The 18,206-nt window shown below is 32.7% G+C and carries 13 protein-coding genes; 8 read left to right on the plus strand and 5 right to left on the minus strand.

Features of this window, described 5'->3' with window-relative positions; translation table 11 throughout:
* Positions 1 to 169 precede the first annotated feature (169 nt).
* The 3 genes from ACZ2G2_RS02785 to xrtF all read right to left on the minus strand — a co-directional run bounded on the left by ACZ2G2_RS02785 (position 170) and on the right by xrtF (position 5,288).
* On the minus strand, positions 170 to 4,117 hold the full coding sequence (locus tag ACZ2G2_RS02785; RefSeq protein ID WP_470393855.1) for a LamG-like jellyroll fold domain-containing protein: 3,948 nt from the start codon (positions 4,115 to 4,117) through the stop codon (positions 170 to 172).
* Positions 4,118 to 4,316: 199 nt separating this feature from the next.
* The gene (locus ACZ2G2_RS02790; protein WP_470393857.1) at positions 4,317 to 4,745 is read right to left on the minus strand and encodes an exosortase F system-associated membrane protein; all 429 of its coding nucleotides are present in this window, start codon (positions 4,743 to 4,745) and stop codon (positions 4,317 to 4,319) included.
* Entirely contained in the window at positions 4,746 to 5,288 is a 543-nt protein-coding gene (xrtF, locus tag ACZ2G2_RS02795; RefSeq protein ID WP_101203981.1) for an exosortase family protein XrtF, read from the minus strand.
* A gap of 80 nt (positions 5,289 to 5,368) precedes the next feature.
* Here xrtF and ACZ2G2_RS02800 point away from each other — a divergent pair, with 80 nt between their 5' ends.
* The 7 genes from ACZ2G2_RS02800 to rodA all read left to right on the plus strand — a co-directional run bounded on the left by ACZ2G2_RS02800 (position 5,369) and on the right by rodA (position 13,361).
* Positions 5,369 to 5,824 (plus strand): GAF domain-containing protein, encoded by a 456-nt coding sequence (locus tag ACZ2G2_RS02800; protein ID WP_090837698.1) that lies wholly within the window; start codon positions 5,369 to 5,371, stop codon positions 5,822 to 5,824.
* Between the two features lie 174 nt (positions 5,825 to 5,998).
* The gene (gene purH, locus ACZ2G2_RS02805) at positions 5,999 to 7,528 is read left to right on the plus strand and encodes a bifunctional phosphoribosylaminoimidazolecarboxamide formyltransferase/IMP cyclohydrolase (protein ID WP_470393859.1); all 1,530 of its coding nucleotides are present in this window, start codon (positions 5,999 to 6,001) and stop codon (positions 7,526 to 7,528) included.
* Between the two features lie 242 nt (positions 7,529 to 7,770).
* The gene (locus ACZ2G2_RS02810) at positions 7,771 to 8,799 is read left to right on the plus strand and encodes a rod shape-determining protein (protein WP_090837702.1); all 1,029 of its coding nucleotides are present in this window, start codon (positions 7,771 to 7,773) and stop codon (positions 8,797 to 8,799) included.
* 13 nt (positions 8,800 to 8,812) lie between these two features.
* Positions 8,813 to 9,628 carry a rod shape-determining protein MreC gene (gene mreC, locus ACZ2G2_RS02815; protein ID WP_470393861.1) on the plus strand — a complete coding sequence of 272 codons (816 nt, stop codon included), beginning with the start codon at positions 8,813 to 8,815 and terminating at the stop codon, positions 9,626 to 9,628.
* Entirely contained in the window at positions 9,621 to 10,127 is a 507-nt protein-coding gene (locus ACZ2G2_RS02820; RefSeq protein ID WP_090837706.1) for a rod shape-determining protein MreD, read from the plus strand. Before mreC ends, ACZ2G2_RS02820 begins: the two co-directional genes overlap by 8 nt.
* Positions 10,124 to 12,100: a penicillin-binding protein 2 gene (gene mrdA / locus ACZ2G2_RS02825; protein ID WP_470393863.1), complete on the plus strand. Its 1,977-nt coding sequence runs from the start codon at positions 10,124 to 10,126 to the stop codon at positions 12,098 to 12,100. Before ACZ2G2_RS02820 ends, mrdA begins: the two co-directional genes overlap by 4 nt.
* On the plus strand, positions 12,087 to 13,361 hold the full coding sequence (gene rodA / locus ACZ2G2_RS02830; protein ID WP_101203985.1) for a rod shape-determining protein RodA: 1,275 nt from the start codon (positions 12,087 to 12,089) through the stop codon (positions 13,359 to 13,361). The genes mrdA and rodA overlap by 14 nt, the downstream gene beginning before the upstream one ends.
* A gap of 206 nt (positions 13,362 to 13,567) precedes the next feature.
* Here rodA and ACZ2G2_RS02835 read toward each other — a convergent pair whose 3' ends face one another.
* Positions 13,568 to 16,312 carry an outer membrane beta-barrel protein gene (locus ACZ2G2_RS02835; protein WP_470393865.1) on the minus strand — a complete coding sequence of 915 codons (2,745 nt, stop codon included), beginning with the start codon at positions 16,310 to 16,312 and terminating at the stop codon, positions 13,568 to 13,570.
* 37 nt (positions 16,313 to 16,349) lie between these two features.
* Positions 16,350 to 17,264: a GLPGLI family protein gene (locus tag ACZ2G2_RS02840; protein WP_470393867.1), complete on the minus strand. Its 915-nt coding sequence runs from the start codon at positions 17,262 to 17,264 to the stop codon at positions 16,350 to 16,352.
* 161 nt (positions 17,265 to 17,425) lie between these two features.
* Between ACZ2G2_RS02840 and ACZ2G2_RS02845 the strand changes: the two genes are divergently transcribed.
* On the plus strand, positions 17,426 to 18,205 hold the full coding sequence (locus ACZ2G2_RS02845) for a hypothetical protein (RefSeq protein WP_470393868.1): 780 nt from the start codon (positions 17,426 to 17,428) through the stop codon (positions 18,203 to 18,205).
* Position 18,206 lies beyond the last annotated feature (1 nt).

The following is an 18,206-nucleotide window of genomic DNA, read 5'->3' on the forward strand; positions in this document are numbered from 1 at the left end:
AATACGATATTAATTACTGATATCAATTAGAAAGTTACTCTTATTACATACAACTCGAATAAACTAGTCTTCAAATTGTAATTAGCTTACTTTTAGATATTAGATCTATTACCATAAAAAAAAGCCTCAACATAAAATATGTTGAGGCTTTTATAATCTTTTACTCTATTTAATTAATGGTTACTTTTTTAGAAAGTACACGACCATCTTTTAATGTTACATCTACGATATAAACACCTGTACTCAAATTATTCAATTTCACTCCTGAACTTGCTTGAGTAGCGTTTACATTAGACAAACGCATTACATTCTGACCTAACATATTAATTAAATTCAACCCTTTTATATCTTGATCTAATCCTTTAATGTGTAATTGATTTAGGTTATTATTCACAAATATTGAAACATTGTTTATTGCTTCAAAATCCTCATTAGATAATGACTGCTCCATTTGAAAAACAATTTTTAAACGATCCGCATCGTCACCAGCTTGAGCAGTAAAATTATAATCTCCTGATCGTAAATCGTGATAAACACCTTCCAAACTATCATATATATAAATCTCTTGAGAAGCATCTATATTTTTAGTTTCTGTCATTTTTATAGTATACATCGCTACTGCTTCACTTTTCAGTCTTAAAGCAACTTCCTTGTCAGATTGAATAGTAGAATACCCTTGAATAATATAATCTTCTCCATCTAAAGTAGATAATAAATCATTTGCAAAAACTTCACTAGCTCTAGCATCATACCCATAATCAAAAGCATCATCATTAATATCCTCTCCAAAACCAAATAACAATTCTCTACTTAGGTCATTAGACGTTACAAACTCTAATCTTATTATCTGAAGTTCGGATGCATCAGTCTCTTGGTCCGCAACAGCAGTCGTTCTTAAAAATTCTGATTCTCCCGAAGCTTCTGTCTTAAAAACTCTTTGACTATTATTAAATTCCACATTACCACTTCCAACAATTTCCGCCATAAAACCTTGCGCAACTGCAATATATCTTTCAGGTGTTTTAAGACCCGATACACCACCAGTAGTTGCTCCATCTAAACCTACAAATTGATACGCCTTTGTACCTCCAATTTTATTTAAAGTAGCATATCCTGCTTGGTATTGACTTAACACATGACTTTCTCCAGCCCATTGCTCCCAGAAATAAACAGCTCCATTAATAATTCCTGCGTTATCATCTATAAATGCATGAACATCTAATGCTGAAGGATAAGGATTACCTAATAAATATTCAGTTTTACTTGTACCTCCTACAGAACCTGGACCTCCTGTATCATTTACACTTACTAAAATTTCTCCATTATTTGGCTTACCTTCAAAGATGTATTGAAAATCACCACTTCCAACACCTGTTCCTTTTTGCGTATACCCCACACCTGGTTCTATTGGAGATGATTCATTTAAACCAGCCCAATCATAATAAGTTACTCCATTTTTAAAAGTATATAACCAATATGTACTTAATGTCGCTGGCGTTGTTACTGCAGGAGAATATCCATTAGTAAACTGAATAGGACCATTAGCATCCCTTAACATATCAATTGAAAAATCTGTATTATTTGAAGTTGTACTTTCCACACCTACTGGCGAGCTCCAATAATTATATCTAAATAAATTACTAGTCCCTTCTTGACGTCTCACTATGTTACCAGAACTTGTTACTTTTAATTCACTTAGTTTAGTTTGCACTAATTGAGACTCATCTTTTAAAATTAAAACCCCATTTAATTCTAAATACCAATAGTTATTGATTTCGTTACTTCCGTTAACAACAAGTCTTTTATTATCATCTATAATCAATCCTAAATGTGTATGTGACGCACTTGTTGTTACTCTGTTTTTTATATGAACTATGGACCAATCTTTATTTGGTAAATTTTCAATATCCCAAACATCTCCATGTAACCATGTACTCTCATCAACCCATGGTCCATTAGAAACACTCTCATAAGGCATTGGAGCGGTTTGTTCTTGAACAGTCGTAATATTATTTAATTTTAAAACGCGAGAATTATTAGACTCGTCATAAGTTTCTCCATTAACAATATTTGTCATTGGATAGTAAGCTTCTAAGGCTGACCAAGGTACTGAAGCTCCTGAAGTAAAATCTATAATATCTTTATCTATTACAGCACCTTTAATTGTACCTGAATTATTTTCAATTTCTTGATATACCATACTCTGTAATTGATCCGATGTCAAGGCTTCTTTAAAAACTCTAACCTCATCAATGTTACCATCTAAATGACCAAAATCAGAAGTTTGTGTTGGGTATTTACCAACTGTAAAATCTCTAGTAGAATATATATGATTGGAACCATTAAAATTTTTAGTCAATAAAACTGAATTTAATAATGGATCTACCTTTTCTCCGACCAACTCTCCGTTAACATATAACTTCACTGAATTAGTTGACGCGTCAAAAACCCCTGCAATATGGTACCATACATCACTTTCAATTTTCAAATTAAGCGAAGGATCCGGTAATGCAGTAAAACTTAAGTCAGGATAATTATCTGAAGACGTTACTTGAGCCTGAGTGTAAACAAGAAAACCAGGTAATCGACCATTACTAATATACAAACGTAAATTTTCTTGCCCTGCAATACTAAAAAGATTAGGCAAAGCAGTATTATCTCCTTCTATTTTAACCCAAGCCATGATTGTTGCTTTGGACCAATCACTAATAAAATTAGGTGCATCTAAATAATCATCAACACCATCAAAATCAATAGTACTAGAACCTATTATTGCAGTATTTGCATCTCTATAATCTAAATCTCCTCCGGTAGCCGCATCTGCATCAAAATCCCCAAAAGAACTAACCAAATTTGGTACGTCTCCGGTTGTTACTTCATCGTTAGAATCATAAACAGAAGAAATAACATCAAAGTTATCATCTAGTCCATCTCCATCAGAATCTGTATTAACTACAATATTAACATGCCCATTTTCATTAATATCTAAAATACCGTCATTATCAGTGTCTGTATCTAAGTAGTCAGGTAAATCTGTACCATCCGTATTTACTGGCGTAAATCCTGAACCATAATTTGTATATAACCCATTAGGACCAACAACTCCACTTGGTGCTAAATAGCCAGTAGTAGTCTGAGCTTCTACATTATCAGGTATTCCATCCTCGTCAACATCAATATCGATTTGTGGTTGACATAAAAAGCTATAAGCAAACCCATCTAATCCATGAGGATCGTGAGTACCTCCTACTAATGCTCCCGCCGTCACGATATGTCTAATCTCAACATGACTAACTAATTCACTAGTTACAAAACCAATAGTGTTTTCAATATTTTGACCAGCTGAAACAACTCCCTTTGAAACTCCATTTGCATCAAACAACTCAATAACACCAACTAAGTCATCTCCAAAATAAGTATCACTATAATAGGCTATTAAATCCCCATCTGCATACACCTCGTAATTCATTACTCCCGCACCTGCATTGGTATCATAAGCATCAACAAAATCAAAACTAAATGAAGCCACAGGCTCCGTAAAATTTATGTGTACTGAATAAAAATCACCAGTTTCAGCAGCAACTTCTGGCTTAACATAAAGACCATGAGATGGACCATCTCCAGAAGTAAAACCAGCTCCTGTAGTTGATCTAAACAAATTAATTCTAGGAGAACTTGTTCTTCTATAATAATTATCTTCAAAAGACAAAGTACCATTAGCAAAAGTACCGACGCTAGTATTTGCAGAACCAGCAGTCAAAGAAGACGCTGGAAAAGAAAAATCAGAAGCACCATTAAGCACTGTTAAAGGTTGTCCTCTACTAAACACTTCTTCTTGGTATCCAGATTCTTGATATCCTAATCCATTGGTGTTAGCGCTGATTGTAAAAACTTTATATTGATTAAGCTTCCAAGCTATTTGATCTGTTTGCGGACTAGCAGCTCCTGCAATAGCAGGACACTCAACAGTATCAAGTATACCATCATTATCATCGTCAACATCTAGTCGATCAACAATACCGTCATTGTCAAAATCTGATTCTTGTGCTTGTGTTGTAAAAGAGACACAAAACATGGCGCATAAAAGCACACTGAAAAACAAAGTAGTTTTCTTCATAGGTTAAAATATTAGATTTGAGGGATAAATCATTCTCTCGGGCAAAGAAAACGATTATGATACAAAAGTAACTTTTACCAATGCTTAAAAAAAACTAACCCGCTTAAACGCAATAATAACCGCTAAAAAACACAAATATGCGTATATAATCGTCAAACAACACGACTAAGTAGTTGTTAGTCAATCAAAAAACATTTAACTACTGGTTAAGTCTATTGTAATAAAATGCAGGCAATAACAACAACAATAAGATGGGTTGAATCAAAAAGCGTCTGATATTAAAAAAGAGATAATAGTTTTCTTGTTTAGGATCTAGTATGTAAAAAAGAAACAATGGAATTAGAATACAAAAAGAAACACCATACACTAACGCAGAAAACTTAACAATACTAATATCTTTAAAAAAGAGGTACAATACTAATAAAGACAACCCTGTATTTACAAAAAATCTAAGAGCCGTATTAGCAACTAACTTTAATGTTTCCTGCCTAGGAGAATCCATATATAGATAATCATTCTGAAAAAACAACAAATACGGATCATAAAACAATTCGTTTTCAAACCATCTTACCAATGCAAGTAACAAAAACACAAACGCTATCCCTATATATTTAGAATACTTACCCATTTACTTATTTATATGAGAAAAACGGTTAACCCAAAACATCCAAAGCAAAAATACCATACCATATATCATAGCAGGAAAAATGACACTATGTAATATCTCCTCTCTCCAAGGGTAATGATACAAGCCTATTGATAAAATAACAATTCTAATTAAGTTAACCACATACAATAGCACACTACCAGTCAGAATATAAATAAAAGTAGTTTTAAATCTACCAGCAAAAGCAATTATAAAGGCAATAAATAAAATAATAATACTTAGGCCATTACAACCTTCTATAACTCTGGCCACATATTTACCCTCAACAATCACTTTTACAGAAGGCTCATCCGGATGTGGCATCATTTGTGTTTTATACCCAACAACCTCTAGTAAGTTTTGAGATTGCTCCGCGACCAAACTGGTAAATAAATCAGGATAATAGGCTCCGCCTTTAGAAAAATCTAAGTAATAACTATAAGCTAAACTTAGCACGCCGTAAACCAATAAAAAGGTTAAGATAAATTTTATAACGGGCTTATATTTTAAGAGCAATGCTTTCAATTAAAAAAGAATAAATTTTAAGATTTTTTAGGAGTTGAAATTACGCCTTTTTAAATACTTTTACCAAAATTTTCAAATAAATGACATTCGAAACTTTAAAACCTCAAATTGAAACTATTGTTTCTAACACAACAACTACCACTGATGATAAATTATTACAAATTTGTCAGTTATTAGACCAAAACATCTCGTATTACAACTGGGTTGGTTTCTATTTTAAAAATGGAGATAAAAACGAACTTAAACTTGGACCTTACGTTGGCGCTCCAACAGACCATACCATTATTCCTTTTGGAAAAGGTATCTGTGGTCAAGTTGCTGTTAGTAATGAAAACTTTGTAGTACCTGACGTCGCTGCACAAGACAATTATATAGCTTGTAGTATTACTGTAAAAGCAGAAATAGTGATTCCTATATTTGTTAATGGCGAAAATTTAGGTCAAATAGATATAGACTCTAATACTCCAGATCCATTTACGGAAGCTGATGAGCGCTTTTTAGAATTTGTTTGCCAAAAGGTAGCAACATTATTGTAACATATATAATTACAAATTCTGGAAGCTACTAATTATTACAATTAACAGCTTCCGGAATTTGATATTTACTACTGCTTGTTAACAACTTAGTGTTTTAGTTGAAAAACCACTATTTATTTTCAACTATACCAATTTACTTTTACTTAAATTTGCTTGCTTATTAACACAACTATAATGAGCAACAAAACAATTAAATCTGCATTAATTTCAGTATTTAGCAAAGACGGTCTAGAACCTATTGTTAAAGAATTACACAAACAAGGTGTCACCATATATTCTACTGGAGGAACCGAAACTTTTATTAAAAATCTTGGTATAGATGTTGTTCCCGTAGAGGACGTAACGTCGTACCCTTCTATTTTAGGTGGACGTGTAAAAACATTACACCCTAAAGTTTTTGGTGGTATTTTAAACCGTCAAAACCATGATGGAGATGTAAAAGAAATGAAAGATTTTGACATCCCTCAAATAGATGTTGTAATTGTAGATTTATACCCATTTGAAAAGACAGTAGCTTCTGGAGCTTCAAATCAAGATATTATTGAAAAAATAGACATTGGAGGTATTTCTTTAATACGTGCTGCTGCTAAAAACTATGCGGATGTAATCTGTGTCTCTTCTGTAGATGATTATGCCGAGTTTTTAGAGTTAATTACAAATAAAAAAGGTGATTTATCTGAAGCGGATAGAAAAGCATTTGCTGCCAAAGCATTTAATGTCTCTTCTCATTACGATTCTGCAATTTTCAATTACTTTAATGCAGACCATGCTATTCCTGCTTTAAAAATAAGCGAAACTAATGGTAAAGTATTACGTTACGGAGAAAACCCACATCAAAAAGGTTTTTTCTTCGGAAATTTTGATGCACTTTTCACTAAATTACATGGTAAAGAATTAAGCTACAACAATCTTTTAGACGTTGATGCTGCTGTAAATTTAATTCAAGAATTTAAAGGCGAAAAACCAACATTTGCTATTTTAAAACATAACAATGCTTGTGGGTTTGCTCAACGCGAAACAGTATCTCAAGCCTATACAGATGCGTTAGCAGGAGACCCTGTTTCTGCTTTTGGTGGTGTTTTAATTAGCAATACAGAAATAGACGCAGCAACAGCGACAGATATTCATAATTTATTTTGCGAGGTCGTAATTGCACCTTCTTTTTCAGCTGAAGCTGAAAGCATTTTAAAAGGTAAGAAAAACAGAATCCTATTAGTTTTAAAAGACACCGACTTTGCAGAAACAACTGTTAGAACATGTCTAAATGGCGTTTTAGTACAAGACAAAAATAATAAAACGGATACTGTAGAAGACTTAAAGTATGTTACAGAAAGTAAACCTTCAAGTGCTGCAATTGACGATTTAATTTTTGCTTCAAAAATATGTAAGCATACAAAATCAAATACAATTGTTTTAGTTAAAAACAAACAACTTTGCGCTAGTGGAACTGGGCAAACTAGTCGTGTGGATGCTTTAAATCAAGCCATACATAAAGCACAATCTTTTAATTTTGATTTAAAAGACAGTGTTATGGCTAGTGATGCATTTTTCCCTTTCCCAGACTGTGTGGAAATTGCAGGTAACGTTGGAATAACTAGTGTCATCCAACCAGGAGGCTCTATTAAAGACCAATTAAGTATTGATTACTGTAATGCTAACAATATAGCAATGGTAATGACTGGTACACGTCATTTTAAGCACTAAGTCTACTCTTAGAATAAAGCGACTTAAATAACATCTAAAAGCTTCGGTTTAATTACCGAAGCTTTTTTTATCCCATCTGGCTAAATTTCTGCGTAAGCAAAACATCTAAAACTTTGTTTTAAACGTATCTTTTATTCATACGTCGATTAATAAAAATTGTGAGGCATTAAATCCTTATATTACCATACTTTTATTACTTTTACAGCATCTTTTTAATAACGCCTTATAATTACAAATAACACATGGGATTTTTTGATTTCCTGACAGAAGAAATCGCTATAGATTTAGGTACTGCCAACACATTAATTATTCATAACGACAAGGTTGTTGTTGATGCTCCATCCATAGTGGCTAGAGACAGGATTTCGGGCAAAATCATTGCAGTTGGTCAAGAAGCCAACATGATGCAAGGTAAAACCCATGAAAACATTAAAACTATTAGACCATTAAAAGATGGTGTAATTGCAGATTTTGATGCTTCTGAACAAATGATAAGTTTGTTTATTAAAAATATTCCCGCTTTAAAAAAGAAATTATTTACCCCTGCTTTACGTATGGTAGTTTGTATCCCTTCTGGGATTACAGAAGTAGAAATGCGTGCAGTAAAGGAATCTTGTGAGCGTGTTAATGGAAAAGAAGTTTATTTAATACACGAACCTATGGCTGCTGCTATTGGTATTGGTGTAGATATCATGCAACCAAAAGGAAACATGATTGTAGATATAGGAGGTGGTACTACAGAAATTGCAGTTATTGCGCTTGGTGGTATTGTTTGTGACAAATCTGTAAAAATTGCAGGTGATGTTTTTACAAACGACATTATTTATTACATGCGTACACAACACAACTTATATGTTGGAGAACGTACTGCTGAAAAAATTAAAATACAAATAGGTGCTGCTACTGAAGATTTAGATCTTCCGCCAGAAGATATGAGTGTCCAAGGACGTGATTTATTAACTGGTAAGCCAAAGCAAGTACAAATTAGCTACAGAGAGATTGCTAAAGCTTTAGACAAATCTATTTTACGTATTGAAGACGCGGTGATGGAAACGTTATCACAAACACCTCCAGAATTAGCTGCCGATATATACAACACTGGTATTTATCTTGCTGGTGGAGGATCTATGTTACGTGGTTTAGACAAGCGTTTATCTCAAAAAACAGACTTACCTGTTTATATTGCTGAAGATCCGTTACGTGCTGTAGTTAGAGGTACGGGAATCACACTTAAAAATTTAGCGAAGTACAAAAGTGTATTGATAAAGTAGTAATAGAAACTAAATGCAACAAATTGTAAATTTTATACTTAGAAACAAATCTTTTTTGTTTTTCTTGTTGCTGTTATGTGTTTCGGTTGGACTTACTATACAATCACATTCTTATCATAAAAGCAAGTTTATAAACTCCGCTAACAGTATTACTGGCGGTGTTTATAATACAAGCAACTCCGTAAGTAGTTATTTTGGTTTAAAACAAGAAAACGATAAACTACACGAAGAAAACACACGATTAAGATCGTTACTTTTTAATCAAAATATTGATGCAAAAACGTTTATAGATTCGACTTCTTTTAACGGCAGATATACTTTTACTACTGCAAAAATTATAAAAAACAGCTACTCGCTTCAGAATAATTATTTAACAATAAATAAAGGTAGTCGCGATAGCATAAAGCAAGATTTAGGTGTTATTTCTTCCAAAGGTATTATTGGTATTATTGACAATACAAATAGCAAATACGCAACAGTAATTTCAATTTTAAACACCACCAATAAAATTAGTGGTCAATTAAAAAAAACAAATCAATTCGGAACCCTAAGTTGGAATGGTAAATCACCACGATTAATACAATTAACGGATATCCAGAAAAGCGCAAAATTAGTAAAAGGAGACACCATAGTTACTTCTGGACGTTCTGCCATATTCCCAAAAGGAATTTTAGTGGGCACTATTGAAGATTTTAAATTAGATGTCACTAAAAACTTTTTTGAAGTCAATGTGCTTTTATTTAATGACATGACAAATCTAGAGCACGTTAGTGTTATTGAAAACAAAGACAAACCACTAATAGACGACTTACAAAAAACTAATGAATAACCTATTATCCATACATACTGTTAGGTTTTTTGTACTGATTTTACTTCAGGTATTATTATTTAATAAAATAAACTTTTTAGGCTACATAAACCCACATGTTTACATCCTGTTTATCATACTATTTCCAGTAAAAAATAACCGCATCTTATTTTTATTTCTAAGCTTTTTATTAGGCCTATGTGTGGACATTTTCATGGATTCTGGAGGGATTAATGCCTCAGCAGCTTTAGTGACTGCTTTTATAAGACCGGCAGTTTTAAAATTCAGTTTTGGTGCGGTTTACGAACATCAAGCTCTTAAATTTAATAATATAGATTTTGGACAAAAATTAACTTATATCTCTATATTAACTTTTGCACACACACTAACCTATTTTCTATTTGAAATATTTAACGTTTCTAAAGTAATTTTTGTGTTACAAAATACGTTGTTTTCTAGTATATTCACTATTATACTATGCATCTTAATAACCTCTATTTTTAGCAAAAAATCTAAATGAGAAAACTTTTACTTCTTTTATCTGTCATAATTGTAGGCATCGTTTTTACAGGTAGATTACTATACCTTCAAGTATACAATGCAACCTCAACAGATTTATACAAGGATAACGCCATCAGAAAAGTATTTGACTACCCTAAACGTGGTTTTGTTTATGACCGTAATGGCAAACTATTAGTATCCAACCAACCGTCTTATGACGTCATGGTAATACCTAGAGAAGTAAAGCCTCTAGATACTTTAGAGTTTTGTAACTTATTGAAAATTGACAAGCCTACATTTATAAAAAAACTTACAAAAGCTAACAGGTATTCTCCACGACTACCGTACGTTTTTGTGTCACACTTATCCAAAGAAGATTACGCCATTTTACAAGAAAAAATGCGTAAATATGAAGGTTTCTATATTCAAAAACGTAGTTTAAGGAAATACGAAACTACTATTGGCGCTAATGTTTTAGGAGATATTGGTGAAGTAAACGATAGAAACATTAAAAATGACAACTATTATCAATCAGGAGACTTAATTGGTAAAGCAGGTGTTGAGGCGTCTTATGAGTCTACTTTACGAGGACAAAAAGGTATTAAATTTATACAAAAAGACAGATTTAACAGAAACCTAGGACCTTACCAAGACGGGATACACGACACATTACCAGAAGCTGGAAAAGATATAAAAATAACCATTGATGCAGACCTACAAGCGTACGGCGAGCTATTAATGACCAACAAACGTGGTGGTATTATTGCTATAGACCCAAAATCAGGCGAAATTCTAGCATTAGTATCTGGACCAAGTTATGATCCTAATATTTTAGTAGGTAGAGATCGCTCAAAAAACTTTACAAAATTATATAATGACTCCATAGCAAATCCAACATTTGACAGAGGACTACAAGCGCAATATGCACCTGGATCTCCTTTTAAAGTTATAAATGCCTTAATTGGTTTACAAGAAGGCGTGGTAACTACTTCAGAACAGTTTACTTGTAGAATGGGATATTATTATAACGGTAGAAAACTACACGGTTGTCATAGCCATAGAAGTCCTGTTAATATGAATTTAGGTATTTACGAATCCTGTAATGCTTACTTTGTTAATGTCTATAGACGAATTTTAGAAAAATACCCAACCTCAGCTGAAGGTATGGATGTTTGGAGTAATCATGCCAAGAGTTTTGGATTAGGTGATTATTTAGGATATGATTTAGTCGTTGGACGAAAAGGACGTATTCCAGACAGTAAATTTTACGACAAATGGTACGGTAAAAACAGATGGAGTTCTACATTTATGACCTCTAACGCGATTGGACAAGGAGAAGTTGAAGCAACCCCTATACAATTAGCTAACATGGTTGCAGCTATTGCCAACAGAGGATACTTTATAACACCACACATTATAAAAAGTATTGAAGGCGAAACTATTGACGAAAAATATACAACACCAAGATACACAACTGTAGACCGCAAACATTTTGAACCCGTGGTAGAAGGAATGTACGATGTATTTAATAAAGGTACTGCAGAAAACTTACAAGTTGAAGGAATAGAAATTTGCGGAAAAACAGGGACTGCTGAAAACTATGCTAAAATTGATGGTGTAAAAACGCAGTTAACAGACCACTCCATTTTTGTTGCATTTGCACCTAAAGACAATCCTAAAATAGCCATTGCTGTATTTGTTGAAAATGGGTATTGGGGAAGTCGTTTTGCTGGAAAGATTTCTACTTTAATGATTGAACAATATTTAAACGGAAGTATTAGTCGTACAGATTTAGAAAAATGGATTTTAACCCATAGTTTAGAAAATGAATATGCTAAACAATATTCTGGAGAGCCTTTTAAGATTAACAGAGAAACACAGTTACAAATTGTACCTGCTCCGAATAAAAACGACATAAACGCAACACCAAAAACAAACTTAGAAAAACAACAAATACAAGCTACCCCAATACACGTAAATGAGGCAAACTGATAGACATTTTAAATTTGATTGGTTAACCATACTACTATATTTTATACTAGTTATGTTTGGTTGGGTAAACATTATATCTGCTTCACATTCTGGAGAAGCGTTAGAGTTTTCTAATTTCTCGCATTTTTACAGCAAGCAATTAGTGTTTATTGGACTGTCTGTACTATTAATAATCCTTATTCTATCCATAGAAGCCAAGTTTTACGAACGCTTTTCTAGTGTTATTTACATCATTGCCCTCCTGTCTTTAGCGGGTCTATTTGTCTTTGGAAAAAATATAAATGGTGCCACATCTTGGTATCCAATTGGTAGTTTCACGTTTCAACCAGGAGAGTTTGCTAAGGTTGCCACTGCTCTAGCTGTTGCCAAATATATAAGCGATTTGAACACAGATATAAATCGTTTTAATGATCAGCTTAAAACCTTTGCTATAATTGTTATCCCTGCTCTATTAGTGCTATTACAACCTGATGCAGGAAGCGCCATTGTTTACGGTGCTTTTTTCTTTGTTTTATACAGAGAAGGTCTACCACACATTTACTTAATTGTAGGTGTCCTTTTAATACTACTTTCCATATTCGCATTAAAATTTGGAGTAGTCAGCACGCTGTTAATTACATCTATAGTTGTATTAACTTATTACTTTACAAGAAAGAAAAGACCATCCATTATACAACCAATTACTGTTATATTATTGTGCACATCATTAGCATTTAGTGTGCGCTTTTTTTATGATAATATTCTTCCTGCGCATCAAAAAGACCGCATTACAATTTGGTTGAGTCTTGAAAAAGACCCAGACAAATTGGAGCGCATGAAAAAGACCGTTGCCTATAACTTAAATGAATCTGAAAAAGCCATTAGTAGTGGTGGATTTAAAGGAAAAGGATTTTTAGAAGGTACACGTACCACAGGTAATTTTGTACCAGAACAGCACACTGATTATATTTTTAGTACTGTTGGAGAAGAATGGGGTTTTATTGGTAGCTTTTTAACGGTAGTTGTTTTTCTTTTGCTAATTATTAGGATACTTATACTTGCCGAACGACAGAAAACACAATTTAGCAGAATGTATGGTTATGCAGTAGGCGCCATACTCTTTTTACACTTTATGATTAATATTGGTATGGTCATGGGATTAATACCAACCATTGGTATACCACTACCCTTCTTTAGCTATGGTGGCTCTGGTCTTTGGGGTTTTACAATCTTAGTATTTATCTTTATTAAGCTAGATTCTAATCGTATTAATGAGTGGTAGTGCTTTTGTCTTTTGCCTTTTGCCTTTTGCCTTTTGCCTTTTGCCTTTTGCCTTTTGCCTTTTGCAAAGTTTAAACATTCACTTATATAAAAATGACTCCTTTTCACAACTTGATTACAACTAGTTGTTTCGGTTTAAAATAACACATAAAAAAATCCCTTTCAACTTGACGTTAAAAGGGATTTGAAATTTTATTTTATTTCATCTTAAAGATTATAAATAAATCGAGCTGTAACAAATCTAGGTTGAATAAAATACTCACTAGTGCTTACAGAAAAAGCATCGTTACTATTTTGCACTCTAGAATCCGTATCTAATAAATTTGTAGCTTTAAGCTCATATTCCCATTTACTATCACTACTTTTTCTATACGCTAAATTAGCATTCCATAATCCAAAACTATTGCTATTACCTTCTAGCGTTTGACGGTTGTATGTATAGTCTGTTTTAAAGGTGAATTTTTTAAATATTAACGCATCAAATTCTGCTGATGGGGCATTGGTATATATTTTAGTACGCCTTGTCCCTTGGTCATTATCACTTAAACCATACGTATATCGTAATTTAAAATTTGGAGCTTCTCTAAAATTAGATCTAAACTCAGCTGTATAACTTTGACTATAGTTTTCGTTAACCGAAACTTGACTATTAATAAACTGATTAAATTTAGAGTAGTTAAATGTACCTCTAACACTAGCTTGTAATTTTCCAAAACGTCTTTGAAAACGTCCGCTTGCACTTAAACTCTCATCATCTAAACCAGAATTATAAGGTGTACTTGTTCTAATAACAGATCCCGGCTGAAACTCTGATACGTTTCTAATATTATCAATGTTTTTAGAGTAGTTAATAAACGCAAACACGTTAGTATAATTAAACATGTTAAAACTAAAGTAACTTAAGTTTATATTATGTGCTAAAGAGCTTTCTAAATCAGGATTTCCTCTAAACGTAGAATTATAATTGTTTAAAACTAAACCTTGAGCAAACTGATTAACATCCGTAAACTGCGTTTGCATCTTATAAGATAAATTTAAAGTTTCTGTCCCCTTTAATTGAATACGCACATTTAAATCTGGCAATACTCTAAAAAAGTTATCCGTTGTCTTATTACTAAACTGATCGTTAATAGCACTATAAGCATGTGCAGAAACTCCAGGACTAATTGTAAACTTACCAGTTTTAAAACGATAATGCGCTCCTAGATACAAATCACTAAACGTGTACTTAATATCATTAACATCGGATAAACCTGTTATTGTGGTATTGGTGTCTAACTCTGAACCATCATCTAAGGTTTGAAAAATATTAGAATCAAATTGCTGATTGCTATAAATAGTTCCAACTGTAAAGTTTATGTCACTCTTTTTATTTAGAATATTCCAATAATCTACTTTAGCATCTACTTGATTAGTTTTAACACGTTTTTGCTGATTAACATCATAACTAACCTGCGTCCCGTCTAAACCTAAACCTTGAGCAGTGTCATCAAAAGGATCCCTATTACTTGGATCAGTATCAGTATTATTACTTGGATCATTTTGCAATAAAGCATTGTAAAATGGATCTTCATCTTGCAGTAAATGTTGTATTGATAATGCAAAAATATTATCCTCATCCATTGTGTAATAATAATTTAAATTTTGATTTATCTTGTATGGATTAGTTTCTTCATTTTGATCAATTGGTCCAATCACGTTAGAGAACGTTCCGTTTAATTGTTCGTCTTTAGACACACGTCCTAAAATATCATAATCCAATTGATTACTCGCATTTGGTTTGTATTTAGCACTAAACTTAACCAACCCTAAATCACTTTTTTGTTGCGTATTGCTCTGTGTGTTTTCATCAGGAATACCTAACGTCTGATCTGTATATAATACCGCACTGTTTTCCTGCAACTCTATCCTGCTACTTGCAAAAATGGCAAATCCACTAACATCTAAAGTACTTTTTGGAGAGTAGCTAAAATTAGCAGCACCAAACTTAGTATTAATACTTTTTGCTTGATTATTTTGAAGTTGTCTAAAACCTAAATCATTACTACCTAAACTAATATTAGTTCCACTTTGCTGACTTGGTTGTTGGAAGCCTCCTGAGAAATTAAAAATATCACGACGCGACAATGCTAATTCGCCAATATTATTTAAATCACCAATAAAGTTAATACTCTTTTTAGGGCTATAATAAAATAATTTAGGCTGTGCTAAATACAGCTCACCACTACTAGAATCTCCCGCTCCAGCAGTAATAGTACCAAACCAAAAGTTTTTCTTTCCTTCTTTTAATTTAATATTAATGGCAATATTATCTTGGTTATTAGTCACACCACTTAATTGACCAACTTCAGAATAATTTTTTAAAACCTGAACTTTATCAATAGCATTTGCTGGGATATTTTTTGTTGCCAATTTAGTATCACCATCAAAAAACTCTTTACCATCAATCATAACTTTACCAACCTTCTTTCCTTCAATCTCTACCTCTCCATCGTCATTAATCTCAACACCTGGCATTTTTTCTAGTACATCACCAAGTTTACGTTCCGTTCCGTTTTTAAAAGAATCTGCGTTATATGTAATTGTATCTCCGCTTATAGTCACTGGCATTTCATAAGTAATTTCAACCTCATCTAAACTATTATCAATAGTCATTATGTAGTCTTTAGTAATACCTGCTTCTTTAGTATTAACAGTCTCAGAAATTTGTTGCATTCCAATATAACTTACCTTAATACTATAACTTGAATTAACATCTAAATTAAGCTTATAACGTCCTTTATCGTTAGTTATAGCGTAAGACTCTAATATTTTAGTCTCTTGGTTTATAGCAATTACATTAGCTAGCTCTAATGCAACACCTGTGCTATCTTTTACTACACCTTCAAATTTGACTTGGGCAAACGAGGTGCTAGCCACTAATAAAAGCAGCGTGGTTAAAATATGTTTCATTTGTATTATTTAATTGGTTGGGTTATGTACTAAAAAATTAATTACGACGTCCTCCGCCTCTTCCTCCACGTGATCTAAACATCTCGCGCATCTCTTCCATTTTTTTCTTTACAATGTCTTGATACGCTTCCATAGTAACTTCTTTACCTTTAGTAGGCTTTTTGATTTCGTTTTTATCAGAAGGATTCATGACTATTTTAGTACATAAAATGGTAGTTCTACCAGAATTAACCTCCAAGATTAAGCCAGGAAGTCCCCAATATTCTCCAGGACCAGCGCTTACAGGGATATCCATAGTATACCAAGCAACAACCTCAACTTCTTTAGGGATTTCTATATCTTCAAAAGGATCTTTTGGCGCATCTGCTTTTGTGCTATCACTTTTAACCTCTGCAGTTTCTTTTTTATCAGCCTCTTTTTTTCCTCTATCACCACCTCTTCTTCTCATGTTGGTCCAATCCGAAGCATCAACCTTTTTAGTAGCAGTAGCCTTAAAACAAGTATACTTACCAATTTGCTTAGACTCGCCAGTCATTTTCCAATCTAACTTGACTAAACTATCTTTAATTAAAAACTGCTTACCAAAAAACTCTTGATCTTGCAATAATTGATTGTCTTTAACATTTTTATATACCGTTCCTGCAGACATACCACCCATATTAAATCCACCTCTACCTCCACTTGGTGCTTCTAAAGCTTCGTCTTCTTTATACATAGATTCTGTTTTATTAAAATCTAGAATAAATGTTTTTTCAAGCATACTCTTCATACGCTCCATAATAGACTTCTTACGTTCAGGGCTCATCTCACGTCCACCAAAACTATCCATATCAACAGTTGTCTTTGACATATAAATAGCTTGACCTTGAAAACCATCTTGTGCAAACGCATTTGATGACATAATCATGACCACTAGAATAGCCAGATTTTTAATAGTAGTTTTTAGTTTCATTGTAATAGATTTTAAATTTATAAGGGTAATACGTCCATTAGACCTCAAAAAAAGATAATGGTTTAATCTAAAAGTGTTAAAAATTAAATTAGCAAAAACAATAGTCCTCTAAATATGTTTTCTGATACACCTTTGGTTTAGTTTTTGTACATTGGTAGTCCATGAAGGCAATACTAATATTATTCTGTATTTTATCATTTCCCTTATACGCTCAAGATGCGATAAGCGCGACTTTAGTCCAAAAGGACAGTCTAGATGCCGATCAATTTATTTCTAAAAATAATTTTGAAAGCCTCTATTACATAAAAGACAATACGCTTATAAAAAGCCAAGATGGCAATACTATAAACTACAGTAATTTTCAGTTAGGCAACATAACCACCGCACACACTTTTAATCCGTTAAAAATAAACGTGTTTTATGCAGACCTAAACACTGTGATTATATTAGATAATAGATTAGCCGAAGTCTCTAAAATAGACTTTAACGCATTACAAGACTACAAAAACGTATCGCATGTAACTACCGGTTTTGATAATACTGTTTGGTTATTTAACCAAGATTTTCAGTATTTAGAATTATACGATTACAAAACACAAACCACACGTTACAAAACCATACCAGTAGCCTCAAAGGTTTTAGACATAACAAGTAATTACAATTACTGCTGGTTATTGACAGAAAACAACCTGTATTGTTATAATTATTTTGGAAGTGTTGTTTACAAAATCAAAAACGATGGCTTTTCAAGCATCAAAGCCTCCAACAAAAACCTAATAATTAAAAACCAAAACGGTTTAATTTTTTATAATCACAAAACCAAAACACTGATACCTATTAAATTACCAAATATGTTAATAAGTCAGTTTTTTGTAACCAATCAAATCCTGTATATTTACAATCGTAAATTACTATTTCAATACCAACTTAAAACAGACTAAC

The sequence above is a fragment of the Olleya sp. KKT75 genome (genome assembly GCF_055635485.1).